Origin of the sequence: Streptomyces sp. NPDC001828 (assembly GCF_042892175.1) — a bacterium.
Lineage (GTDB): Bacteria > Actinomycetota > Actinomycetes > Streptomycetales > Streptomycetaceae > Streptomyces.
On the sequence record NZ_JBIATV010000002.1, the window covers coordinates 732,589 to 755,037 of the forward strand.

Below are 22,449 nucleotides of genomic sequence, written 5' to 3' on the forward strand. Positions count from 1 at the left end.
TGCGGAGCGCGGGTAACCTGTCTCCGTGCCCCGTCTGTCTGAAGTCATCGCCGCGCTCGACGCCCTCTGGCCGCCCGAGCGGGCCGAGGGGTGGGACGCCGTCGGCACCGTCTGCGGCGACCCCGACGCCGAGGTGCGCCGGGTCCTGTTCGCGGTCGACCCCGTCCAGGAGATCGCCGACGAGGCGCTGAAACTGGGCGCCGACCTCATCGTCACCCACCACCCGCTCTATCTGCGCGGCACCACCACGGTCGCCGCCGGCCACTTCAAGGGCCGCGTGGTGCACACCCTGATCAAGCACGACATCGCCCTGCACGTCGCGCACACCAACGCCGACACCGCGGACCCGGGCGTGAGCGACGCCCTCGCCGGCGCCCTCGACCTGCGCGTCGTACGGCCCCTCGTGCCCGACCCCAGCGACCCCTCGGGCCGCCGGGGCCTCGGCCGCGTCTGCGAGCTGGACCACCCGACCACGCTCCGGGAGTTCGCCGCCCGGGCCGCCGCCGCGCTGCCCGCCACCGCGCAGGGCATCCGCGTGGCCGGCGACCCGGAGGCGCCGGTGCGTACGGTCGCGGTCAGCGGCGGCTCCGGCGACAGCCTCTTCGACGCCGTACGCGCCTCGGGAGCCGACGCCTTCCTCACCGCCGACCTGCGCCACCATCCGGTGTCCGAGGTCGTACAGCACGGACCGCTCGGCCTGGTCGACGCCGCGCACTGGGCCACCGAGTGGCCCTGGTGCGAGCAGGCCGCCGCCCAGCTCGACGAGATTTCCGACCGTCACGGCTGGGACCTGCGGGTCCACGTCTCGAAGACGGTCACGGATCCGTGGTCCGCCCACCACACCTCCCCTTCTATTGATGGAGCCCCCAACTGAACGCCGCGCCCGCCGACCAGATCCGCCTCCTCGACGTACAGGCGCTGGACGTACGCCTGTCGCAGCTCGCCCACAAGCGGAAGTCGCTGCCCGAGCACGCCGAGATCGAATCGCTGACCAAGGACCTCACGCAGCTGCGTGACCTGCTCGTCGCCTCGCAGACCGAGGAGAGCGACACCGCCCGCGAGCAGACCAAGGCCGAGCAGGACGTGGACCAGGTGCGCCAGCGCGCCACCCGCGACCAGCAGCGCCTCGACTCCGGTGCCGTCTCCTCGCCCAAGGACCTGGAGAGCCTCCAGCGCGAGATCGCCTCGCTCGCCAAGCGCCAGGGCGACCTGGAGGACGTCGTCCTCGAAGTGATGGAGCGCCGCGAGGCCGCCCAGGAGCGCAACGCCGAGCTCACCGAGCGGGTCTCCTCCGTCCAGGCCAAGGCCGACGACGCGACCGCCCGCCGCGACGCCGCGCTCGCCGAGCTCGACTCCGAGGCCGCCTCCGTGACCAAGGAGCGCGAGATCGTCGCCGGTTCCGTCCCGGCCGACCTCCTCAAGCTGTACGACAAGCTCCGCGAGCAGCAGGGTGGCGTCGGCGCCGCCCGCCTCTACCAGCACCGCTGCGAGGGCTGCCGTCTGGAGCTCAACATCACCGAGGTCAACGAGGTCAAGGCGGCCGCTCCGGACGCGGTGCTCCGCTGCGAGAACTGCCGCCGCATCCTGGTGCGCACCTCGGAATCGGGTCTGTAAGTGCCTTCCGTGCCTGTTGCGGGCCGGCAGTTCGTCGTCGAGGCCGACGGCGGCTCCCGGGGCAACCCGGGTCCCGCCGGGTACGGCGCGGTCGTCCTCGACCCGGCGACCGGCGAGACGCTCGCGGAGGCCGCCGAGTTCATCGGCGTCGCCACGAACAACGTCGCCGAGTACAAGGGTCTGATCGCGGGCCTGCGCGCCGCGCGGGAACTCGACCCGGCGGCGAACGTGCGGGTCCGCATGGACTCCAAGCTGGTCGTCGAGCAGATGTCGGGCCGCTGGAAGATCAAGCACCCCGACATGCGGCCGCTCGCCGCCGAGGCGGCGCGGGTGCTGCCGCCCTCGCAGGTGTCGTACGAGTGGATCCCGCGCGAGCGGAACAAGCACGCCGACCGGCTCGCCAACGAGGCGATGGACGCGGGCAAGCGGGGTGAGCGGTGGTCGCCGTCGCGCTCCACTGCCGACTTCGCGTCCGCCGCCGACGCGAGCGCGGCCCGGGTGGTCGGGGACGCGGCGGCCGGTGCGGCGCGGGCGCGGGCGGCGCTCGCGGGCGCGGGTTCCGGTGCGGGTGCGAGCGCGCTCCCGGGCGCGGTGGCTTCGGCGGGGGTTCCTGTCGCCGCCGGGGTGTCTGGCTCAACTGCCCTGCCGGGCAAGCCCGTTGAGGCGGCGCCGACCGTCGGCTGGGGGACGTCCGCCGATCTGGGGGCGCCCGCCACGTTCGTCCTGCTGCGGCACGGCGAGACGGCGCTCACGCCCTCGAAGCGGTTCTCCGGCAGTGGCGGCACCGACCCCGAGCTCTCGGCCGTCGGGCGCGGCCAGGCCGAGCGGGCCGCCGCGGCCTTCGCCGAGCGCGGCACGATCGAGGCGATCGTCTCCTCGCCGCTGCGGCGCTGCCGCGAGACCGCGGCGGCGGTCGCGGCCCGCCTCGGGCTCGACGTCCACATCGAAGAGGGCCTGCGCGAAACGGACTTCGGGGCGTGGGAGGGGCTCACCTTCGCCGAGGTCCGCGAGCGTTACCCGGACGACCTCGACGCCTGGCTCGGCTCCGCCAAGGCCGCCCCCACGGGCGGCGGCGAGAGCTTCGCGACGGTGGCCCGGCGGGTCTCGGCCGCCCGTGACCGGCTGATCGCCGCGTACCCCCGGCGCACGGTCCTCGCGGTGACCCATGTGACCCCGATCAAGACGCTGGTCAGGCTGGCCCTGGGGGCACCCCCGGAGTCCCTGTTCCGCATGGAACTCTCGGCGGCCTCGATCTCGGCGGTCGCGTACTACGCGGATGGCAATGCGTCGGTGCGGGGGCTGAACGATACGGGGCACCTGCGGTAGGGCTTGGCGGGGGTGGGGCGCCTTCGGGTGCGGGTCGTGTGTGGTTGCTCGCGCAGTTCCCCGCGCCCCTTCACCCGCTTTCGGGCTCGTGGCTGCGGTGGCTGATCGCGCATGCTCGGTGGAGCCGCGGGGTGTCGCAGGCGCGCTCCCCTCAAGAGCGCTGGAGTGCTGCTGCCTCGCGGGCCAGGGTTTCCACGCGGGGCCAGTCGGCCGTCGCCAGGGCGTCCGGGGGGAGCATCCATGTGCCGCCCACGCAGGCCACGTTGGGCAGGGCCAGGTATGTGGGGGCCGAGGTGAGGGAGATGCCGCCGGTGGGGCAGAAGCGGGCCTGGGGGAGGGGGCCCGCGAGGGACTTCAGGTACGCCGTGCCGCCGGCCGCCTCCGCCGGGAAGAACTTCATCTCGCGCACGCCCTGTTCCAGCAGCGCCACGACCTCGGACGTCGTCGAGACGCCGGGCAGGAACGGCAGCCCCGAGCCCTTCATCGCGTCCAGCAGTCCTGGCGTCCAGCCGGGGCTCACCAGGAAGCGGGCCCCGGCGGCCGCCGCGTCCGCGACCCCGCCGGGCGATATCACCGTGCCCGCCCCGACCACCGCGTCCGGCACCTCGGCGGCGATGGCCCGGATCGCGTCCAGGGCCGCCGGGGTGCGCAGGGTCACCTCGATCGCCGGGAGCCCGCCCGCCACCAGCGCCCGTGCGAGCGGTACGGCGTCGGCGGCGTCGTCGATCACCACGACGGGGACGACGGGCGCGAGATCCAGGACGGAGACGGGGGCGGCGGAGGGCACGGCGGGGGACGTCATGCGCCCATCCTGCCGGTGCCCTGCGATGCGTGCAACGCCCGTTGCGCATGTTGCAACGGGCGTCGGGTGGACTAGTGGATTTGCGTCACGACCACGTCCAGGGACCAGGCGCGGCCCGGCTTGGCGGGGGCCTCGGCCTCGACGACGTATCCGAGGCCGCGCAGGGTCTCGACGAGTTCGGCCGGGCCGGCGGGGTCGGCGCCGGCGGTGAGCAGGTCGCGGACGATCCGGCCCTTGGTCGCCTTGTTGAAGTGGCTGACGACCGAGCGCTTCTCGACGCCGTCGACGAGCTGGGAGTGCAGCACCCGCACCGTGGCCGTACGGCCCGCGACGGCGCCCTTCGGCTTCCAGGCGGCGGCGTACGCGGAGGAGCGCAGGTCCAGGACGAGCCCGGTGCCCGCGGCCTCCGTCAGGACCGGGTCCATCACGCCGCGCCAGTACGCCCCGAGCGCGCCGAGGCCCGGCAGCTTCACGCCCATCGAGCAGCGGTAGGAGGGGATCCGGTCGCCGGTGTGCACCGCGCCCCAGAGCCCCGAGAAGACGAGCAGCGACTTCGCGGCCCGGCGCTTGGCGGCGGCGTCCAGGGAGGAGAGGTCGAGGGCGTCGTACAGGACACCGGTGTAGATCTCCCCGGCCGGGCGGGTGCCCGCGGTGCGCAGCTCGACGTTCTTGGCGACCTCGCCACGCAGGCCCTCGCTGAGCCCGAGCACCTCGCGGGCCTTCTCCTCGTCCCCGGCGCACAGCTCGACGAGCTCGTCCAGGACGGCCGCACGGGCCTCGGCGAGCCCCGGCAGGGACAGCGACTCCGCCTTCAGGGGCACCCCGCGCCCCGAAGCGGCCTTGCCTTCCGAGGGCGGCAACAGCACCAGCACGGCGATTCTCCTTCATGTACGTACGGGGGAGGGGGTGCGGCCCCTCGCGCCAGGGTACGGGGGCGCTGCGCTGTGCTGGACCAGGCCCGAGCCTGCCCGCACCGGGCGCGTACCCGGGGTCGCACGGGGCTCCGCCCCGGACCCCGCTCCTCAAACGCCGGAGGGGCTGGTTTTGCTTCCCCCGCACCGGGCGCGTACCCGGGGTCGCACGGGGCTCCGCCCCGGACCCCGCTCCTCAAACGCCGGAGGGGCTGGTTTTGCTTCCCCGCCCCGGACCCCGCTCCTCAAGCGCCGGAGGGGCTGATTTTGCTTCCCCGCCCGCTCCTTGAGCTCCGCCGGAGGGCACGACGTGCCGCACTCGCCGCCCAGCCCTACGCTCGGACACATGCCCAGCCGTCACCTCCGCGTCCAGGGCGCCGCCGCCGACGCTCCCCTCTGCGGCGCGTTCAGCGCGCTGCGCGCCTCGCTCGACGTGGCCGCGGACTTTCCGGCCGACGTCCTCGCCGAGGCGCGGCGGGCCGCCGCCGCGCCACGGCTTCCGGCCCACGACGCGACCGGCATCGAGCTGTTCACCATCGACCCGCCCACCTCGACCGACCTCGACCAGGCCATGTGTCTGGAGCGCAGGGCGGGCGGCGGGTACCGGGTGTACTACGCGATCGCCGACGTCGCCGCGTTCGTCACGCCGGGCGGCGCCCTGGACGCCGAGGCGCACCGCCGGGTGACCACGCTCTACTTCCCGGACGAGAAGACCCCGCTGCACCCCACCCTGCTCTCCGAGGGCGCCGCGAGCCTGCTGCCCGGCGGGGACCGGCCCGCGCTGCTGTGGCGGATCGACCTGGACGCGGACGGCGCGACCACCAGCACCGACGTGCGCCGCGCGCTGGTGCGCAGCCGCGCCAAACTCGACTACGAGGGCGTCCAGAAGCAGATCGACACCGGCACCGCGCCCGAGTCCCTCGCGCTCCTGCGCGACATCGGCACCCTGCGCGAACAGCAGGAGGTCGCCCGCGGCGGCATCTCGCTCAACGTCCCCGAGCAGGAGATCGTCGAGCGCGACCACCGCTACGGCCTCACCTATCGCGTCCCGCTGCCCGCCGACGGCTGGAACGCCCAGATCTCCCTGCTCACCGGCATCGCCGGCGCCCAGCTGATGCTGGCGTACGGGACCGGGATCCTGCGCACCCTGCCCAGCGCCCCGGACGGCGCGGTCGCCCGGCTGCGCCGTTCGGCGCGGGCGCTGGGCATCGACTGGCCCCACCACGTCCCTTACGCGGCGGTCGTCCGCTCCCTCGACCCGCGCGAGCCCAACCACGCCGCGTTCCTCCAGGAGTGCACCTCGCTGCTGCGCGGCGCCGGGTACACCGTGTTCACCGGCGGCGGCGCGCCCGAGCTCGCCGTGCACGCCGCGGTGGCCGCCCCGTACACGCACTGCACCGCCCCGCTGCGCCGCCTGGTGGACCGGTACGCCGGTGAGCTGTGCCTGGCCGCGGTCGCCGGGCAGGACCCGCCGGACTGGGTCGCGGCCGCGCTCGACGAGCTGCCCAAGGAGATGGCGCGGGGCACGAGCCGGGCCAACACCGCGGAGCGCGAGTGCGTGGACATCGTGGAGGCCGCGCTGCTCAAGGACCGGGTGGGCGAGCTGTTTGACGCGACGGTCGTCGATGTGAAGGACCAGCAACCGACCGTCGGCACCGTCCACTTGACCGACCCCGCCGTCATCGCCCGCATCGAGGGCGGCGGCAGCCTCCCGCTCGGCGAGCGCCTGCGCGTCCGCCTCACCCAGGCCGACCCCGGTACCGCGAAGGTCCTCTTCACCCCGGCGTGAACGCGTCGTCCCCGTGCGGCGGCCGAGCCCGGGCGACGGCCGCGGTCAGCGCCTTCGCCAGCTCCCCCGACTCGTCCGCGTGGAAGCGCACGGACGTCAACTTCCTTTGTCGGCCCAGGAGTTCCACATGCGTGACGGGCTCGCTCAGCTCCACGGTGAGGGAGGTCTGGGAGCCGACGGTGAGCTCCAGGAGGCCGTCCGGCACCTCGCCACCCGCACCCTGGAACCTCAACTCCCTGCGGATACGGTCTATATGGGTGAGCGGGACGACCAGGTCGACCCGGGCGCCCGCGCGCAGCCGCAGGGCGTCCGGGGTCAGGACATGCGGCCGGGTCACGGCCGCGGCCTGCATGCCGAGCACCAGGACCACCGTGTAGAGGTCCAGGACGAGCAGCACCGCGTGCACCGCCGGCCACTGCCGTACCAGGAAGGACACCCCCACCGTCTCGACGACGCAGACGAACGCAAGCCCGTACACCGTCGCCGCCTGCGGGCTCGCGTACCCGAACGCCCGGTCGCGCGGCCCCACTTGGTGGCGCCGGCGACCGATCCACAGGCCGAAGCTGTGCAGCACCCGTCCCTCGTGCGCGACCAGCCGCCGCAACACTCCGGGTGTCGTCCCCGTCATCGGGGTTCTCCCTCCGTCGTCGCCGTCCCGCGCATCGCCCGCCGGACCGCCTCGGCCTGGGCGGGCGCGAAGTCGGCGAGGAAGGCCTTGAGGAAGCCCTGGTCGGCGGCGGCGGGCTCTTTCACGAGTTCGGGCGGCAGGCATTCGGCGAGCGCCCGGGCCGCCTCCTCCACCCGGGGGTCCGACGGGTCGGCGTCGGCCAGCTCGTCGAGCAGCGCGTACACCCGCCGCGCCCGCTCGGCGGCCCCGGGCGCCGAGGCCGCCGCGCGCACCGCGGCCAGCAGCCGGTCCCGGTCCTCGGGGGCCGCGGCGGTCTCCAGGAGGGCGAGCAGCTCGCGGTCCTTGGCGGCCATGGGGGAGTCGTCGTGCTCGGGGCCCAACTCGGCGAAGAAGTCGGCCAGTTCGGGGGAGAGCTCGTCGTCGGAGGTCAGGCGTCCGGCTCGGGCCCGGTCGAGCAGCGTGGCCAGGCGGGTGCGCCGGGCGCGGATCTCCGCCTCCTGGCGCGCGAGGTCGGCGTCCAACTCGGCCAGCACATCGGCCAGTTCATGGCCCGCGTCGTCGGCGATGACGTCCCGCACCTCGTCGAGGCCGAGGCCCAGCTCGGTCAGCCGCCGGATGCGGGCGAGCGCGACGGCGTCCCGCACCGAGTACTGCCGGTAGCCGTTGGCGAGCCGGGCCGGCTCGGGCAGCAGGCCGAGGTGGTGGTAGTGCCGCACGGCCCGCGTGGTCACCCCCACCAGCGCGGCGATCTCCGAGATCCGCATGCCCTCCATTAGAAACGTTGACGCTGCGGCAGGGTCAAGCGTGCCCGGCCGCCCCGGTCCGCGGCCGGGGCGGTGCCCGGTGCCGGGTAGCATGGTCGGCACGGCAGACGAGCCGGGCGGGCGGCCGCGTGAAGATCTTCGATCTTCCCGAGGAACGTCCGGGCTCCACAAGGCAGGGTGGTGGCTAACGGCCACCCGGGGTGACCCGCGGGACAGTGCCACAGAAAACAGACCGCCCGGGACTTCGGTCCCGGGTAAGGGTGAAACGGTGGTGTAAGAGACCACCAGCGCCTGAGGTGACTCAGGCGGCTAGGTAAACCCCACCCGGAGCAAGGTCAAGAGGGAGCACCCCGGTGCTCCTGCGCGGACGTTCGAGGGCAGCCTGCCCGAGTCCGCGGGTAGACCGCACGAGGCCGGTGGCAACGCCGGTCCTAGATGGATGGCCGTCGCCCCGACGACCGCGAGGTCCCGGGGTACAGAACCCGGCGTACAGCCCGGCTCGTCTGCCCTCCGCTCGCACGGCCCCGCCCAGGGTTTCCCCGGGCGGGGCCGTTGTGGTCCGGGGGGCCGAGTGGCGCCTGCGGCCGTTGTCGTCGAGGGGGCGAGCGCGGACGCCTGTGGCCGCTGTCGTCGAGGGGGCGAGCGGCGGCCGGGGGCCATTGTGGCGGGGGTGAGCGGCGACCCCATGAGGTCGAGGGGGGGGGCAGACGGCGGCCGTGGCCTCGCGCATACCGCCGCCCTCACCAGCCCCGATAACCCCTCGTAATCGCCCGCTCATCCTCCGTGTGGCGCAACCTCCGCCGTCGCCGTAGCGTGATTCCCGGTACCGGAAGCCCGCACTCCGACGAGGGGGCGGGGGTGCCGCACACGTCGACTCGGGGACACGAGGTGAAACGCCGTGCCTTCCCTGCACTTTCCAGTGATGCTGGCGCTCGCAGCCGGCGCCTTCTTCCTCCTCCGCAAAGGCGGCACCAAGCTGTCCCACGCGCTCATCTGCGCCGGGTTCGGCTTCTATCTCGCCGATACGGCGGTCGCCCCCTCGCTGCACACCGCGCTCAACTCCGTCACCGGCATGCTCGGACAACTTGGCTGAGCGGGCCGACGCCCGACGCCGCTCCGCCCGGTGGTTCCTTCCGGCCGTCGTGCTCGTCGCCGTACTGGCGGGCTGTGCGGACACGGAGGGGCTGCACCGTGACGGGGCGGCGGCGAGCGTCTCTCCGCCGGAACCGCTGTGGCCGCGGTCCGTTCCCGACCCGCCCGGCCCCGAGCAGCAAAGGGGCCGGCCCTTCGTCGTGCCCGGGGTCGCGCGGGTGGCCTCGGGGGACCTGCGCGACGCCGACCCGCTCGCCGTGGTCAAGGCCGACCTCGCCGCCACCGGGCGCGAGGACCAGGGCACCGGCCGCCTGGTGGACCGCCGGGCCGCCGAGCGCGTCGCGAACTGTGCGCGGGCCGTGGACTGCGGGGTGCGCGAGCCGGTCCTGCGGGACCTGACCGGGGACGGGCGTGCCGAACTGATCACCGCCGTCGACATCGACGGGCGGGCCAGTGAGATGCGGGTCTACCACGCGGTGGACGGCCGGGTGACGCGGGTGTTCTCGCGGCGGGCCGTCCTCGAGGGCGTCGAACTCGCGGCCGGGCACCTCGCGATCCGCGAACCCACCTCCAACGACCGGTTCGTGTACGTCTCGCACTACGGCTGGGACGGCACGATGATGGCCCTCACCGAGCTCAAGCTCGACACCTGCCGCGCCCTCAAGCAGACCACCGGCGTCCCCTGCGTCACGCCGTCGCCGACGCCCGGAGGCCCCTCGTGACGTCCTGGGCCGAGCGGGTGCGGCCGGGCTGGACGTACGGGCTGCGCTGGAAGATCATGCTCACCGTCGCGGGGGTGGCCTGCGCGGTGGCCGCCATCCTCGGCGTGCTCGTGCACAACGTGCTGACCCGGCAGCGGGTGGACGAGGTCCGCAAGGAGGCGCGGCAGAACCTGGACGCCGCGCTCAAGGAGTACGCGTACGGAACCGAGACCACCGACGGGCACGGCGCCCTCGTGGACCCGGCCGAACTCCCCTCCCCGCTCAGGCAGTTGGCGCTCGGCGGCGGGCGCGGTCTGATGGTCGGCCAGCAGGGCGGCAAGGCGGTCATGTGGGCGGCGGCCCCGGCCGGCGGGCGGGTGCTCGCCGTGTCCGTCCCGTACGCGAGCACCCGGGACCACCTGCGCCAGATGGACACCGCGATCCTCGGCTCGGCGCTGCTCGCGGCGGGCAGTGTGACACTGGCCGGAAGCTATTTCGCCGGGCGGATCAGCAGGAGGCTGCGCCGGACGGCGACCGTCGCGCGCAAGATCACCGACGGCGACCTCGATGTGCGCACCGGCATCCCCTCCGGCGGCAAGGCCGCCGAACACGACGCGGTGACCGCGGTCGCCGTCGCCCTGGACTCGATGGCCGCGTCCCTGCAACGCCGCCTGGAGTCCGAGAAGCGGTTCACCGCCGACGTCGCCCATGAACTGCGTACGCCGCTCACCGGGATGCTGGCCGCGGCCGGGCTGCTGCCCGACGGGCGCCCCAAGGAGATGATCAACGACCGGCTCAGGGCGCTGCACACCCTCACCGAGGACCTCCTGGAGATCTCCCGCCTGGACGCGGGCGCCGAGCGACCCGACTTCGCCGAGCACGAGCTGGGGCCGCTCGCCGAACGCGCGGTGCGGGCCACCGGCCTCGACTGCGAGGTGCGCGTCGTCCGGGACGCGGCCGTGCGCACCGACCGGCGCCGACTGGACCGGATCATCGCCAATCTCGTCGTCAACGCGCACCGGCACGGCGCTCCGCCGGTGCGCCTCACCGTGGACGGGCCCGTCGTCGAGATCCGCGACCAAGGCCCCGGCTACCCCGCCGAGCTCATCGACCGCGGACCCCAGCGCTTTCGCACCGGCGACCCGGGCCGCGGCAAGGGCCACGGGCTCGGCCTCACGATCGTCGCGGGCCAGGCGGAGGTGCTCGGCATCGGCCTGAGCTTCGCCAACGCCCCGGCCGGGGGAGCCGTGACGACGTTGCGCCTGCCGGCCGCGTGACCGTGGGCCAGGGGGAGTTCCCGGGGAGCGCCGTCCCCGCGGGCCGTCCGCGGTGCCATCCGGCAGCGCACCGGTGGCGGGCCGGGGCGACCTGAGGTGTTCTGGGGGTGAATCGTTCCGCACCGACCGGGAGAGACCGTGACCATCGCCCTCGACAAGCTGACCGATCCCGCCGTCCGCGCCTTCGTCGGCGCCCTCAACTCCGGTGACCGCGCGGCCTTCGCGGCCGCCCTGACGCCCGGGGCCACCATGTCCGACGACGGCGCGGACCGTGACATCGCCGACTGGACCGAGCGCGAGGTCTTCTCCTCCAGCGGCCACATGGACATCGAGAGCCAGGCGCACGACGGGCTCGGCCTGATCGCCAACTACCGCAACGACACGTGGGGCGAGATGCGCACCGCCTGGCGTTTCACCGTCGACGGAGGCAAGGTCAGCCGCTTCGAGACCGGCCAGGCCTGAGCCCGGCCGGCCCCGCACCGGCCGCTCACGCCGGGATGCGTGCCCCGGCGCCGCTCACCCGCACCCGCGCGTCGCCCGCGCGCAGCGTCACGGTGAGCACCCCGGGGCGGCCCAGGTCCTCACCCTGATGCAGCGTCAGCTCCGACTCGGGCGCAACCAGGCCCAGTTCGCGCGCGTACGCCCCGAACGCGGCCGCCGCCGCGCCCGTGGCGGGGTCCTCGACGACCCCGCCGACCGGGAACGGATCGCGGACGTGGAAGACCGACTCCGAGGCGCGCCACACCAGTTGGACGGTGACGAGGTCGAGCCGGTGCATCAGCGCGGTGAGCCGGTCGAAGTCGTAGGAGAGGTCCGCGAGGCGCTCGCGGGTGGCCGCGCCGAGCACGAGGTGGCGAGCGCCGCCGAACGCGATCCGGGGCGGGATCGCGGCGTCGAGGTCCTCGGCCGGCCAGCCGAGTGCGGCCAGCGCCTCGGCGAGGTCCTTCTCGCCGACGGGCTCGGAGTGCGGCTCCACGCTGGTCAGCGTCGCGCGCAGGCCGCCCGTGGCCGGGTCGTCGGCGACGGTCACCGGGACCGTGCCGGCCCGGGTCGCGAACGTCAGGTCCCCGGTGCCGATCCGCTCGCCGAGCGCGATGGCGGTCGCCACCGTGGCGTGCCCGCAGAACGGGACCTCGGCCTTCGGGCTGAAGTACCGCAGCGTGAACGCCCGCCCCGGCTCCCCGAGCCCCTCCGGCGGCGCCGTCAGGAACGCCGACTCGCTGTAGCCGAGCTCGGCGGCGATGGCCAGCATCGCGGCGTCGTCGAGCGCCGACGCGTCCAGGACCACCCCGGCCGGGTTGCCCCCGGCGGGGTCGCTGGAGAAGGCGGTGTAGCGGAGGATCTCGGGCCGGTCGTCGTTCGTCATGATCACCCCAACTCCCGCACGGGCGTGCCTATTCCGGCCGCCGTGGCCGGTGGGCGGGGCATGGGGGAGCGGCGGTGGCGGCCGGTGACGGGCGGCCCGCGGGCTCAGCCCCGGCCGATGTAGGGCATGGCGGTGGCGAGCACGGTGACGAACTGGATGTTCGCCTCCAGCGGCAGCTCCGCCATGTGCAGCACGGTGCGCGCCACGTCCTGCGCGTCCATCACCGGCTCCACCGCCAGCTCCCCGTTGGCCTGCGGGATGCCGGTCTGCATGCGCTGGGTCATCTCGGTGGCCGCGTTGCCGATGTCGATCTGCCCGACCGCGATCCGGTACGGCCGCCCGTCCAGGGACAGCGACTTGGTGAGCCCGGTCATCGCGTGCTTCGTCGCCGTGTACGCCACCGAGTTCGGCCTCGGGGCGTGCGCCGAGATCGACCCGTTGTTGATGATCCGGCCGCCCTGCGGTGTCTGCCCCTTCATCGCCCGGAACGCGGCCTGAGCGCACAGGAACGCGCCGGTCAGGTTCACCTCGACCACCGAACGCCAGGCCTCGTACGACAGGTCCTCCACCGGCACCCCGCCCGGCCCGAACGTCCCCGCGTTGTTGAACAGCAGGTCCACCCCGCCGTAAGCGCCCTTGGCCGCCGCGAACAGCGCGGCGACCTCGTCGGGCGAGGTCACGTCCGTGGGGACGCACAGCACCGCGGCGTCCGGCCCGGCCAGCGCCGCGGTCTCCTCAAGGGCCTCCGCGCGGCGGCCCGCCAGCGCCACCGACCAGCCCGCGCCGGCCAGCGCCAGCGCCACGGAACGGCCGATGCCGGACCCGGCACCGGTCACGACGGCAGACTTCTGCGAGGTGATGTCCATGGGCCCGGAGCGTACGGGAGCGGCCGCTGGGTGAGACCGCGCGTCCGCGATGTGGGAGCGTCGCGCCGGTGTGACCCGTTCCTCCCTTCCCGTGCGTCCCGAGTGGTGCCCCGCGCCGCCACCGGCTGAGAGCATGGTTATTCGATTCAACCTTCAGGAGAGAAACCGATGCCGGAGCGCGGCGGCCAGAACACCCAGGGCCCGATACCGACCACGGCCGACGCGAAGGCCCCCACGACGACCGCCACCGCTGCGCTGCGCCGCACCAGCCTGCTGGTCACGCTCGTCCTCGGCGGACTCACCGCGCTGCCGCCGCTCTCCATGGACATGTACCTGCCGGCGCTGCCCGAGGTCACCGACGCGCTGCGCTCACCGGCCGCGACCGTCCAGCTCACCCTCACCGCGTGCCTCGCCGGCATGGCGCTCGGACAGCTCGTCGTCGGGCCGATGAGTGACAAGTGGGGCCGGCGCCGCCCCCTCCTCATCGGCATGGTCGTCTACGTCCTGGCCACCGCGGTCTGCGCCTTCGCCCCCGATGTCGAACTCCTCATCGCCTTCCGCCTGTTGCAGGGTCTGGCCGGAGCCGCGGGCATCGTGATCGCGCGGGCCGTGGTGCGCGACCTCTACGACGGCGTGGAGATGGCCCGCTTCTTCTCCACCCTGATGCTGATCTCCGGCGTCGCCCCCGTGGTCGCCCCGCTGATCGGCGGCCAGGTGCTGCGGCTGACCGACTGGCGCGGCGTCTTCGTCGTGCTGACCGTGATCGGCGTGCTGCTCACCGCCGTGGTGTTCAAGTGGCTGCACGAGACGCTCCCGGTGGAACGGCGCCACTCCGGCGGCGTCGGAGAGGCCCTGCGCACCATGGGCGGCCTCCTCAAGGACCGGGTCTTCACCGGCTACATGCTCGCCGGCGGCCTCGCCTTCGCCGCGCTGTTCGCCTACATATCCGCGTCCCCCTTCGTGGTGCAGGAAATTTACGGCGCCTCCCCGCAGACCTTCTCCCTGCTGTTCGGCCTCAACTCCGTGGGCCTGGTCGTCGTCGGGCAGATCAACGGCAAGCTCCTCATCGGCCGGGTCAGCCTGGACAAGGCGCTCGGCTTCGGCCTCGCCGTCATCACCCTGGCGGCGACGGCTCTGCTCCTGATGACCTCCGGAGTCTTCGGCGAGGTGGGCCTCGCGCCGATCGCGGCCGGCCTGTTCGTGCTGATGTCGGCGATGGGCCTCGCCATGCCGAACACCAACGCCCAGGCCCTGATGCGGACCCCGAACGCCGCCGGTTCCGCCTCCGCCCTGCTCGGCACCTCCTCCTTCCTGGTCGGCGCGGTCGCCTCCCCACTGGTCGGCATCGCCGGCGAGGCGACCGCCGTGCCCATGGCCGTCGTCCAGCTCGCCTCGGCCCTCGCCGCACTGCTCTGCTTCCTGCTGCTCTGCCGCCCCTGGCAGCGGGAGCGGCACCAGGCGCCCACCGGGACGGCCGGGGACGCGGCGCCGCAAAAGTAGACTCCTGCCGGTGAACCACTCGCTCCCCGCCCCGGACGTCCTGCGCTCGGCCCTGGCCGGACTGCTCGACGGGCTGCCGCCCTCGCAGGCCGCAGGCGCCGTCGACCGGCTGATCAGCCACTACCGCGGCGTCATCCCCACCCACGCCCCGGTGCTGCGGGACCGCTCCGACGTCGCGGCCTACGCCGCGTACCGGATGCCCGCCACCTTCGAGGCGGTGCGCTCCGCGCTCGACGCGTTGCGGGAGGCGGCCGGGCCCTGGACGCCCGCCACGCACACCGACATCGGCGGCGGCACGGGCTCGGCGAGCTGGGCGGTCGCCGAGGCCTGGGAGGACGCGGAGACCCCCGTCGCCACGACCGTCCTGGACTGGGCGGAGCCCGCGCTCGCCGTCGGCCGCGAACTCGCCGAGGCCTCCGGCCTTCCCGGCCTGCGCACCGCCCGCTGGGAACGCGCCCGCATCGGCTCGGCCCTCGCCCTGGAGAGCACCGGCCTCGTCACCGTCTCCTACGTCCTGAACGAGCTCACCCCCGAGGACCGCCGCTCCCTGGTGGACGCGGCCGCCGCCGCAGCGACCGGCGCGGTCGTCATCGTGGAGCCCGGCACCCCCGACGGCTACGCCCGCGTCATCGAGGCGCGGGACCGGCTCATCGCGGCCGGCCTGCACATCGCCGCGCCCTGCCCGCACAGCGCCGCCTGCCCCATCGAGCCCGGCACCGACTGGTGCCACTTCTCGGCCCGGGTCAGCCGCTCCTCCCTGCACCGCCAGGTCAAGGGCGGCTCACTGGCGTACGAGGACGAGAAGTTCAGCTATGTCGCCGCCACCCGGTTCGGCCCCGAGCCCGCCACGGCGCGGGTCGTCCGGCGGCCCCAGATCCGCAAGGGCCAGGTGCTGCTCGACCTGTGCACGGCGCAGGAGCAGCTGCGCCGCGAGACGGTCAGCAAGCGGCACGGCGCGCTGTACCGCGCCGCCCGGGATGCCGAGTGGGGCGACCCCTGGCCGTCCCACCCCGCAGAGCCGGCCTCCTAGGGCCTGGTCGAGGGCCTGATCCGGGCCCCGGTCAGGGGCGCAGTTCCTGGGTGCAGCACTTCACGCTGCCGCCTCCCTTGAGCAGCTCGCCCAGGTCCATGCCAATCGGCTCGTAGCCCCGCGCGCGCAGCGGGTCGAAGAGGCCGATCGCACCCTGGGGGAGCAGCACGTGGTGGCCGTCGCTCACGGCGTTGAGCCCGAGGGCGGCCGCGTCCGGCTCCTCGGCGATCAAGGCGTGCGGGAACAGCCTGGACAGGACGGCCCGGCTGCCGGGCGAGAACGCCGGCGGGTAGTACATGATCTCGTCGGCCGCGTCGTCCAGGACGCACAGGGCCGTGTCCAGGTGGTAGTAACGCGGGTCGATCAGGTCGAGGCCGATGACCGGGCGGCCGAAGAACTCCTGGGCCTCGTCGTGCGAGAGCGGGCTGGAGCGGAAGCCGCGCCCGGCGAGGAGATAGGAGTCGGTGACGGCGAAGTCTCCCTCGCCCTCGTTGATGTGGGCCGGCTCGTGGACGGTGGTGAAGCCGTGCGCACGGAACCATTCCAGGTGCACCTCGGCCTCCGCCGCGCGCTCCGGATACGCGAAGCGGGCACCGAGCACCCGGCTGTCGATCACGGTGGCTCCGTTGGCGGCGAAGACCATGTCGGGCAGGTCGGGGCGCGGGTCGAGCAGCTCCACGGTGTGGCCGAGCGAGCGGTACCGGTCGCGCAGGTCCTCCCACTGGGCCAGGGCCAGCGGCAGGTCGACCGGCTTCTCGGGGTCCATCCAGGGGTTGATGGAGTACGTGACCTTGAAGTGTGCCGGTGGGCACATCAGATAGCGCCGGGGTCGGGCGGTTCTCCGGGTGACGGGGTCACGGGCTTCACGAGGCAATGAGGGCTCCTCACGGGCGACTTGGGCCGCACGGGAGCGCGGCCGCGTGCAGCCCATGGTCCGCCGTGCGGGGCCCGTGCGCAGTGCACCGTCCGGGTGTTTTTCACCTGGCCCGCCCGGGAGCGGGCGCCGCGCGGAACCGTTCCCCGCCGATCACGCGGAAGTGGGCCGTTGGTCACGGGCGGGTCATGTCACACACCCCGGATGTCCGGTGCGGTCACCCGGGGAGCAGGATGGTGGGACGATGTTCTCCAGGACGTGAGTCCTGGGGTCGACGGTGAGGTGAGGGGATATATGGGCGCTGAGTTCGGCCGTTCCCGCGGCGAGGAGAGCAAACTGTCCCGCTGGCTGCGCAGGCGGCCCAAGGACGCTCCGGGTGCGGACGAGGGCCGGCTCTCGCTGCTGCTGGCGGTGGCCGCCGCCGGTCTGCCCCTGGCGCCCGCCGCGTACCCCGTCGGCTACCGGTGTTCCTGCGAGCGCGTCGGGTGTCCCACGCCCGCCCGCCACCCCGTCTCCTTCGCCTGGCAGACCCAGTCGACCACCGACCCCGCGCAGATCGAGCGCTGGGCGCTCGGGCAGCCCGAGGCGAACTTCATCACCGCGACCGGAATGGTCCACGACGTCCTAGACGTGCCGCTCGAAGCGGGGCGCGAGGCCCTGGCCCGGCTGCTCTCCGAGGGGATCGACGTCGGGCCGGTCGCCGAGGCGGCCGGTGACGGCGATCACGGGCGGATGCTGTTCTTCACCGCGACGCGGGGTACTCCCGAGGACGAGGACGAGTGGTGGCCCTGCGAGCTGGACTGCCACCCCGAGACGATGGACGAGCATCCGGGCCTGCGGTGGCACTGCCGGGGGAGCTATGTGCTCGTACCGCCCGCGCGGCTGCCGGGGGAGCTCGGCGTGGGGTGGGTCCAGGGCCCGGAGCTCCCGCTCCCGGACCCGCTCACGCTGCTTGAGGCGCTGACCGACGCGTGTGCGCGGTATGCGGGGACGTCGGGGTCCCCGGCAGTCGCCTGGCCCCTGGGCCGCTAGCCCCCGAGGCCCCCCGGCGGGGACTTCGTCCCCCGCACCCCTCCTCGGGGCTCCGCCCCGGACCCCGTTCGCGCCTGAACGGCGCTTGTCCTCAAACTCCCCCAAGGCCTTAAGGGCCAGGGGGGACCCCCATGACGGGCTGAAGATGCCGCTGCCGCCCAGCACGCTCCCGGCAGCCGAGCTGGGGTCCTGGGTCACCTACAGGGACGCGGGGAACTGCGCGAGCAACCACGCACGGCGCGAGGCCGAAAGCGGGTTTTCCTAGGGGCGCGGGGCTGTGACATTTGCGGCTCTGCCGCGCGGGCGCGACCGGCCACGCACGACCGCAGCGAGAACGGGGTTCAGGGGCGCGAGCAACCCACGCACGGTCCGCGGCCGAAAGTCGACCCCAGGCGGGCCCGGGGACCGGGGCACCCCCGGACAGCTACTCCCCCTTCGTCGCCACCAGGCCCTGGATCCGGTTCGTCACCACGACCTGGCCCTTGGCCGGCACCAGGGCCAGCTCGTTGGAGATCCACTCCCTGGTCAGGGAGGTGTTGATCTGGCCGCTGAGCAGGGCCTTCTCGTCGGGCGAGATGTCGAGGCGGACGCCCTTCGCGGCGGTCTGGCGCTCGAAGTGGCGGGCGGAGAAGAAGACCAGGGCGCGGCCGTCGGCGGTGCGCAGGCCGAGCGGGGCGAAGTCGCCCTCGTTCAGGGGCTGGTCGATGAACTGGCTGATGCGGCCGGACCGCACCGCGTTCTTCCGGCGGGCCTCGCGCCAGGCGCTGGTGTGGTCCCCGGGCGCGAACACCGGCGGCTTGCCGTTCTGGAGGTACGCGGCGTAGTCCGCGCTCAGGTCCTTCGGGGCGACCGCGAGCGAGCTGTCGTCGGGGCTCACCGGCTCCGCCCAGCCGTCCTTGTCGGTCTTGAAGGCGGGCACCTCCTTGGCGCCCAGGATCGACAAGTAGGCCAGCTTCCACACCTGTTCGGGGCCGGAGCGTATGAAGAGCAGCAGCCAGCGGGTGTCGCCCGGACCCTTGTCGTCCTGGTCGCGGTTGGAGTCCGCGTCGGCGACGAACCAGCGCGGCCAGCCCGCCCGCTTGGGGATCGTGTACGCGGCGTCGCTCAGCGCCAGCGGCGAGTGCTGGGGGTTGCCGCCCGGACTCGTCACATGGCGGACCGTGAAGCCCGCCTGGGTCGTGGCCCCGAAGGAGCCGGTGACCCGGCCCGCGTCGAGGGCCGGGTCGTAGGCCTTGTCGGCCTTGTTGTAGGCGTCGAGGAAGTCGGTGAGCGCCTTCGCGGCCTCAGCCTTCGTCGCCGACGGTACGACTTCCCGTTCCCCGTGCACCGTCACGCAGCCGCTCGCGGTCACCGTCAGTACGGTCACCGTCGCGAGCCCCGCCGTCAGCCGACTCACCCTGCTCATGGACCGCCTTCTGCCCCTCGACCCTCGTCGTCCCCTCGGACTTCCGGAACCCTACCGGGGCGAAGAAGAACACGAGCGTGGGGATCAGGTACAGGGCCCACACGACGACCTGGACGACGGTCGGGTCGGGCTGGAAGTTGAAGACGCCCTTGAGGAGGGTGCCGTACCAGCTGTCCGGCGCGATCGTCGAACTGATGTCGAAGGCGCGGGAGTTGATGCCCGGCAGGAAGTCGGCCTCCTGGAGGTCGTGCACCCCGTACGCGAGGACGCCCGCCGCGACGACCACCAGCATGCCGCCGGTCCACGTGAAGAACTTCGCCAGGTTGATCCGCAGGGCGCCGCGGTAGAACAGCCAGCCGAGGAACACCGCGGTGGCGAGGCCGAGCAGGGCGCCGATCATCGGCTGGAAGGTGCCGTTCTCGGAGCCGGCCGCGTGCACCGACGTCCACACGAACAGGGCCGTCTCCAGGCCCTCGCGGCCCACCGCGAGGAACGCGGTCGCCACCAGGGCGCCGGTGCCCATCCGCAGGGCCGAGTCGAGCTTGCCGTGGAGCTCGGTCTTCAGGTGCCGCGCGGTGCGCCGCATCCAGAACACCATCCAGGTGACCAGGCCGACGGCGATGATCGACAGCGAACCGCCGAGCGCCTCCTGGGCCTTGAAGGTCATTTCCTGCGAGCCGAATTCGAGCCCGGCGCCGAACGCGAACGCGACGACCACGGCCACCGCGACGCCGGTCCACACGGGCTTGAGCGCGTCACGCCGCCCGGTCTTCACCAGGTAGGCGACCAGGATGCAGACGACCAGGCTCGCTTCGAGACCCTCGCGCAGGCCGATCAGATAGTTGGCGAACATGTCTCCCTCTCAGCCGAAGAGTCCCCGGCCCCACCAGTCGCCCTTGTCACGGACGCCCGGCGGGACCGCGAAAATCGCCGAACCCACGTGCTGGATGTATTCGTTGAGCGCGTCATGGCGGGCCAGGGCCCGCTGGACGGGCAGGAAGCCCTTGCGCACGTCGCGCTGGTAGGCCAGGAAGAAGAGGCCCGCGTCCAGGCGGCCGAGGCCGTCCGTGCCGTCCGTGAAGGAGTAGCCGCGGCGCAGGATCCGTGCCCCGTCGTTGGAGTCGGGGTGCGCGAGGCGGACGTGCGCGGTCGGCTTCATCGCCTTCAGGAACGGCTCGTCGCGCTCCTTGGCCTTGCCGACCGGAGCGCCCTCGCCCTTGTCGCGGCCGAAGACGTCCTCCTGCTCCTGGAGCGAGGTGCGGTCCCAGGTCTCGATGTGCATCCGGATGCGGCGGGCCACCAGGTAGGAGCCGCCGGTCATCCAGTCGGAGCCGTCCTTGGCGCCGACCCAGACGTGGTCGTCGAGCGCCTTGGTGTCGGTGCCCGAGACGTTCCGAGTGCCGTCCTTGAAGCCCATCATGTTGCGCGGGGTCTGCGCGTCCGGCGTCGTCGAGGACGTCTTGCCGAAGCCGAGCTGCGACCAGCGGATGGCGACCTTGCCCATGCCGATGCGGGCCAGGTTGCGGATCGCGTGCACCGCCACCTGCGGGTCGTCCGCGCAGGCCTGGACGCACAAGTCGCCGCCGCTGCGCGCCGGTTCGAGGTTGTCGCCGGGGAACTGCTCGATGTCGACCAGCGCCTCGGGCCGCCTGCCCTCCAGGCCGAAGCGGTCCTTGGCGAAGAGCGAGGGGCCGACGCCGAAGGTCAGGGTCAGCCGGCACGGCTTGAGGCCGAGCGCCTCGCCGGTGTCGTCCGGCGGCGCCTCGGCGAGCCCGCCGTAGGCGCCCTCGCCGACCGTCTTGCCCTCGGTCATCGCGGCCGCGGCCACCGTCCAGTCCTTGAGCAGCTGGACCAGTTCGGCACGGTCCTTCGTCGTCACGTCGAACGAGGCGAAGTGGAGGCGGTCCTGGACCGCCGTGGCTATGCCGGCCTGGTGGTCGCCGTGGAACGGCACCGCGGCGCCCGTGTCGGCGGCCGGCACCGCGTCGCTCCCGCCGCCGTTGACGACGGCCACCGTGCCGCCGGCCGCGGCCGCGCCGAGCGCGAGGCCCGCTCCGCCCCACCCGAGCAGCGCCCGGCGGGAGGGGGACCTGCCCGGCCCGGTGACCTCGCTCGTGTCGCTCATGACGGACTCCTCCTGGCTCCTGGAATTACTTCGCGACGGCGGCGGCGAGCTTCGACAGCGGCTCGGCCAGCGCGTTCACCGTGTCCGAGAGCTGCTTGCGGTCACCCTCGCCGACCTTGTCGTACGAGGTGAAATCGTAGGAGGTCTTGTCCGTGCGGTACTTGTCGAGCAGCGTGTTCAGGGCGCCGAACTGCTTGTCCAGCTCGGTGGTGAGCGCCGCGTCGTTCTTCGAGGCGACCGGCTTGAGCAGCTCGTACGCCTTCTGCGCGCCCTCGACGTTGCCCTTGAAGTCGGACAGGTCGGTGTGGCTGTAGCGGTCCTCCTCGCCGGTGATCTTCCCGGTGGCGACCTCGTCGAGGAGCTCCTTGGCGCCGTTGGCCATCGAGGTCGGGGTGATCTCGGCGGTGCCGACCCGCTTCTGCCAGTCGGTCAGGTCCTTGTCCAGCTCGGTGGCGAGGTCCTTCTCGTCCTGGCCGATCTTGCCGTCGGCCCAGAGGGACTTCTCCAGACGGTGCCAGCCGGTCCACTTCTGGCCCTTCTCCAGGCCGTCCTCGCGGGTGTCGGTCTTCGGGTCGATGTCACCGAAGGACTCCGCGACCGGCTCGGTGCGCTCCCAGCCGAGGCGCGAGGGCGCGAACGCCTTCTTGGCGGCCTCCACGTCGCCGGCCCGCACCGCGTCGGTGAAGACCTTCACCTTGGGCAGCGTCTCGTCGGCCTGCTCCTGCGCGTACTTGCGGTACTCGGCCACGGCCGTGTCCAGCTGCGGGTCGCGCTTGGCGGCGGTGCCGCCGGTGACGGTGACCTTCTGGCGGATGCCGTCGCCCTTCATGCCGGGCTTGCAGGCGACCTCGTACGAGCCGGCCTTGACCTCGGCGGTGAGCTGCTGCTTGAGGCCGGGGCCTATGTTCTCGCGCTCGGCGACGATGCGGTCGTCCGGGAAGAGCAGGTAGACCTCGGTGACCTTGGAGCCCTTGTTCTCGATGTCGAACTTGACGTGTCCGGCCGGGAAGTCGGTCTTCGACAGCTTGCAGGAGCTGTCGGTGGCGGTCACCTGGACCGAACCGTCGCCGCCGTCGGCCTTGGCGTCGCTCTTGTTGGCGCAGCCCGTGACGGCGGTCAGGGCCGCGACGGCCACGGCGGCGGTGACGACGGAGGTACGGACGGGTCGCATGCGGGCTCCACGCTGGGTTCAGGGTCGACAGGTCGACTGAGGCGGACCTAACTTAACCGAGCCTTACCTGACCGATACCCACTGGGTGCGTGATTCAGCTCTCACCGGTCACGGCTCGGTCACGGATCACGGCTCACCGGTCACGGCCGGGTCAAGAACCGCGTCCCGAAGGTCAA

At 73.3% G+C, this 22,449-nt stretch carries 22 protein-coding genes and 1 other RNA gene; 12 read left to right on the forward strand and 11 right to left on the reverse strand.

The window, feature by feature from the left end:
- The first annotated feature begins 25 nt into the window (after positions 1–25).
- The 3 genes from ACFYZA_RS10275 to ACFYZA_RS10285 are packed head-to-tail and all read left to right on the forward strand — an operon-like array spanning position 26 to position 2,940.
- Complete coding sequence (locus ACFYZA_RS10275; protein ID WP_382597957.1) at positions 26–874, forward strand: Nif3-like dinuclear metal center hexameric protein; 849 nt, start codon at positions 26–28, stop codon at positions 872–874.
- Positions 871–1,614 (forward strand): zinc ribbon domain-containing protein, encoded by a 744-nt coding sequence (locus tag ACFYZA_RS10280; RefSeq protein ID WP_388489426.1) that lies wholly within the window; start codon positions 871–873, stop codon positions 1,612–1,614. Before ACFYZA_RS10275 ends, ACFYZA_RS10280 begins: the two co-directional genes overlap by 4 nt.
- A gap of 9 nt (positions 1,615–1,623) precedes the next feature.
- Positions 1,624–2,940 (forward strand): bifunctional RNase H/acid phosphatase, encoded by a 1,317-nt coding sequence (locus ACFYZA_RS10285; protein ID WP_388489076.1) that lies wholly within the window; start codon positions 1,624–1,626, stop codon positions 2,938–2,940.
- Between the two features lie 151 nt (positions 2,941–3,091).
- On the opposite strand, the gene eda is transcribed toward ACFYZA_RS10285, so the two are convergent.
- Positions 3,092–3,742 carry a bifunctional 4-hydroxy-2-oxoglutarate aldolase/2-dehydro-3-deoxy-phosphogluconate aldolase gene (gene eda / locus ACFYZA_RS10290; protein WP_388489079.1) on the reverse strand — a complete coding sequence of 217 codons (651 nt, stop codon included), beginning with the start codon at positions 3,740–3,742 and terminating at the stop codon, positions 3,092–3,094.
- 71 nt (positions 3,743–3,813) lie between these two features.
- Positions 3,814–4,614, reverse strand: coding sequence for a peroxide stress protein YaaA (gene yaaA, locus ACFYZA_RS10295; protein WP_388489082.1), 801 nt, complete (start codon positions 4,612–4,614; stop codon positions 3,814–3,816).
- A gap of 385 nt (positions 4,615–4,999) precedes the next feature.
- Between yaaA and ACFYZA_RS10300 the strand changes: the two genes are divergently transcribed.
- On the forward strand, positions 5,000–6,442 hold the full coding sequence (locus tag ACFYZA_RS10300; protein ID WP_388489085.1) for an RNB domain-containing ribonuclease: 1,443 nt from the start codon (positions 5,000–5,002) through the stop codon (positions 6,440–6,442).
- Here the strand turns inward: ACFYZA_RS10300 and ACFYZA_RS10305 are convergent.
- Together ACFYZA_RS10305 and ACFYZA_RS10310 are read right to left on the reverse strand one after the other, a co-directional pair.
- A complete protein-coding gene (locus ACFYZA_RS10305) occupies positions 6,429–7,070 on the reverse strand; it encodes a hypothetical protein (RefSeq protein ID WP_388489087.1) in 642 nt (213 codons plus the stop codon). The genes ACFYZA_RS10300 and ACFYZA_RS10305 overlap by 14 nt on opposite strands.
- A complete protein-coding gene (locus tag ACFYZA_RS10310) occupies positions 7,067–7,834 on the reverse strand; it encodes a MerR family transcriptional regulator (protein ID WP_388489090.1) in 768 nt (255 codons plus the stop codon). Before ACFYZA_RS10310 ends, ACFYZA_RS10305 begins: the two co-directional genes overlap by 4 nt.
- A 108-nt stretch (positions 7,835–7,942) precedes the next feature.
- On the opposite strand from ACFYZA_RS10310, the gene rnpB reads away from it, so the two are divergent.
- The 5 genes from rnpB to ACFYZA_RS10335 all read left to right on the forward strand — a co-directional run bounded on the left by rnpB (position 7,943) and on the right by ACFYZA_RS10335 (position 11,366).
- Positions 7,943–8,340, forward strand: an RNA gene (rnpB, locus tag ACFYZA_RS10315) — RNase P RNA component class A.
- 416 nt (positions 8,341–8,756) lie between these two features.
- On the forward strand, positions 8,757–8,927 hold the full coding sequence (locus tag ACFYZA_RS10320) for a hypothetical protein (protein ID WP_388489092.1): 171 nt from the start codon (positions 8,757–8,759) through the stop codon (positions 8,925–8,927).
- Positions 8,920–9,648: a hypothetical protein gene (locus ACFYZA_RS10325; protein WP_382597942.1), complete on the forward strand. Its 729-nt coding sequence runs from the start codon at positions 8,920–8,922 to the stop codon at positions 9,646–9,648. Before ACFYZA_RS10320 ends, ACFYZA_RS10325 begins: the two co-directional genes overlap by 8 nt.
- Positions 9,645–10,904, forward strand: a complete 1,260-nt coding sequence (locus ACFYZA_RS10330; protein ID WP_388489095.1) for a sensor histidine kinase — start codon at positions 9,645–9,647, stop codon at positions 10,902–10,904. Before ACFYZA_RS10325 ends, ACFYZA_RS10330 begins: the two co-directional genes overlap by 4 nt.
- Before the next feature lie 138 nt (positions 10,905–11,042).
- The gene (locus ACFYZA_RS10335; protein WP_382597938.1) at positions 11,043–11,366 is read left to right on the forward strand and encodes a nuclear transport factor 2 family protein; all 324 of its coding nucleotides are present in this window, start codon (positions 11,043–11,045) and stop codon (positions 11,364–11,366) included.
- Between the two features lie 25 nt (positions 11,367–11,391).
- Here ACFYZA_RS10335 and ACFYZA_RS10340 read toward each other — a convergent pair whose 3' ends face one another.
- Together ACFYZA_RS10340 and ACFYZA_RS10345 are read right to left on the reverse strand one after the other, a co-directional pair.
- Complete coding sequence (locus tag ACFYZA_RS10340; RefSeq protein WP_388489099.1) at positions 11,392–12,270, reverse strand: PhzF family phenazine biosynthesis protein; 879 nt, start codon at positions 12,268–12,270, stop codon at positions 11,392–11,394.
- 104 nt (positions 12,271–12,374) lie between these two features.
- Complete coding sequence (locus ACFYZA_RS10345) at positions 12,375–13,136, reverse strand: SDR family oxidoreductase (protein WP_382597934.1); 762 nt, start codon at positions 13,134–13,136, stop codon at positions 12,375–12,377.
- A 168-nt stretch (positions 13,137–13,304) separates the two neighbouring features.
- On the opposite strand from ACFYZA_RS10345, the gene ACFYZA_RS10350 reads away from it, so the two are divergent.
- The gene (locus ACFYZA_RS10350) at positions 13,305–14,636 is read left to right on the forward strand and encodes a Bcr/CflA family multidrug efflux MFS transporter (RefSeq protein WP_388489102.1); all 1,332 of its coding nucleotides are present in this window, start codon (positions 13,305–13,307) and stop codon (positions 14,634–14,636) included.
- A 10-nt stretch (positions 14,637–14,646) separates the two neighbouring features.
- The gene (locus tag ACFYZA_RS10355) at positions 14,647–15,666 is read left to right on the forward strand and encodes a small ribosomal subunit Rsm22 family protein (RefSeq protein WP_382597929.1); all 1,020 of its coding nucleotides are present in this window, start codon (positions 14,647–14,649) and stop codon (positions 15,664–15,666) included.
- A 31-nt stretch (positions 15,667–15,697) separates the two neighbouring features.
- Here the strand turns inward: ACFYZA_RS10355 and ddaH are convergent, their stop codons facing one another.
- Entirely contained in the window at positions 15,698–16,597 is a 900-nt protein-coding gene (gene ddaH, locus ACFYZA_RS10360; RefSeq protein WP_388489105.1) for a dimethylargininase, read from the reverse strand.
- Positions 16,598–16,834: 237 nt separating this feature from the next.
- On the opposite strand from ddaH, the gene ACFYZA_RS10365 reads away from it, so the two are divergent.
- The gene (locus tag ACFYZA_RS10365; RefSeq protein ID WP_382597925.1) at positions 16,835–17,572 is read left to right on the forward strand and encodes a bifunctional DNA primase/polymerase; all 738 of its coding nucleotides are present in this window, start codon (positions 16,835–16,837) and stop codon (positions 17,570–17,572) included.
- Positions 17,573–17,996: 424 nt separating this feature from the next.
- On the opposite strand, the gene ACFYZA_RS10370 is transcribed toward ACFYZA_RS10365, so the two are convergent.
- The 4 genes from ACFYZA_RS10370 to efeO are packed head-to-tail and all read right to left on the reverse strand — an operon-like array spanning position 17,997 to position 22,273.
- Positions 17,997–18,968 (reverse strand): hypothetical protein, encoded by a 972-nt coding sequence (locus tag ACFYZA_RS10370; protein WP_388489429.1) that lies wholly within the window; start codon positions 18,966–18,968, stop codon positions 17,997–17,999.
- Positions 18,856–19,830 (reverse strand): iron uptake transporter permease EfeU, encoded by a 975-nt coding sequence (gene efeU / locus ACFYZA_RS10375; RefSeq protein WP_382597923.1) that lies wholly within the window; start codon positions 19,828–19,830, stop codon positions 18,856–18,858. Before efeU ends, ACFYZA_RS10370 begins: the two co-directional genes overlap by 113 nt.
- Positions 19,831–19,839: 9 nt before the next feature.
- The gene (efeB, locus tag ACFYZA_RS10380) at positions 19,840–21,102 is read right to left on the reverse strand and encodes an iron uptake transporter deferrochelatase/peroxidase subunit (protein WP_388489109.1); all 1,263 of its coding nucleotides are present in this window, start codon (positions 21,100–21,102) and stop codon (positions 19,840–19,842) included.
- Positions 21,103–21,127: 25 nt separating this feature from the next.
- Positions 21,128–22,273 carry an iron uptake system protein EfeO gene (gene efeO / locus ACFYZA_RS10385; protein ID WP_382597919.1) on the reverse strand — a complete coding sequence of 382 codons (1,146 nt, stop codon included), beginning with the start codon at positions 22,271–22,273 and terminating at the stop codon, positions 21,128–21,130.
- Between the last annotated feature and the right edge of the window lie 176 nt (positions 22,274–22,449).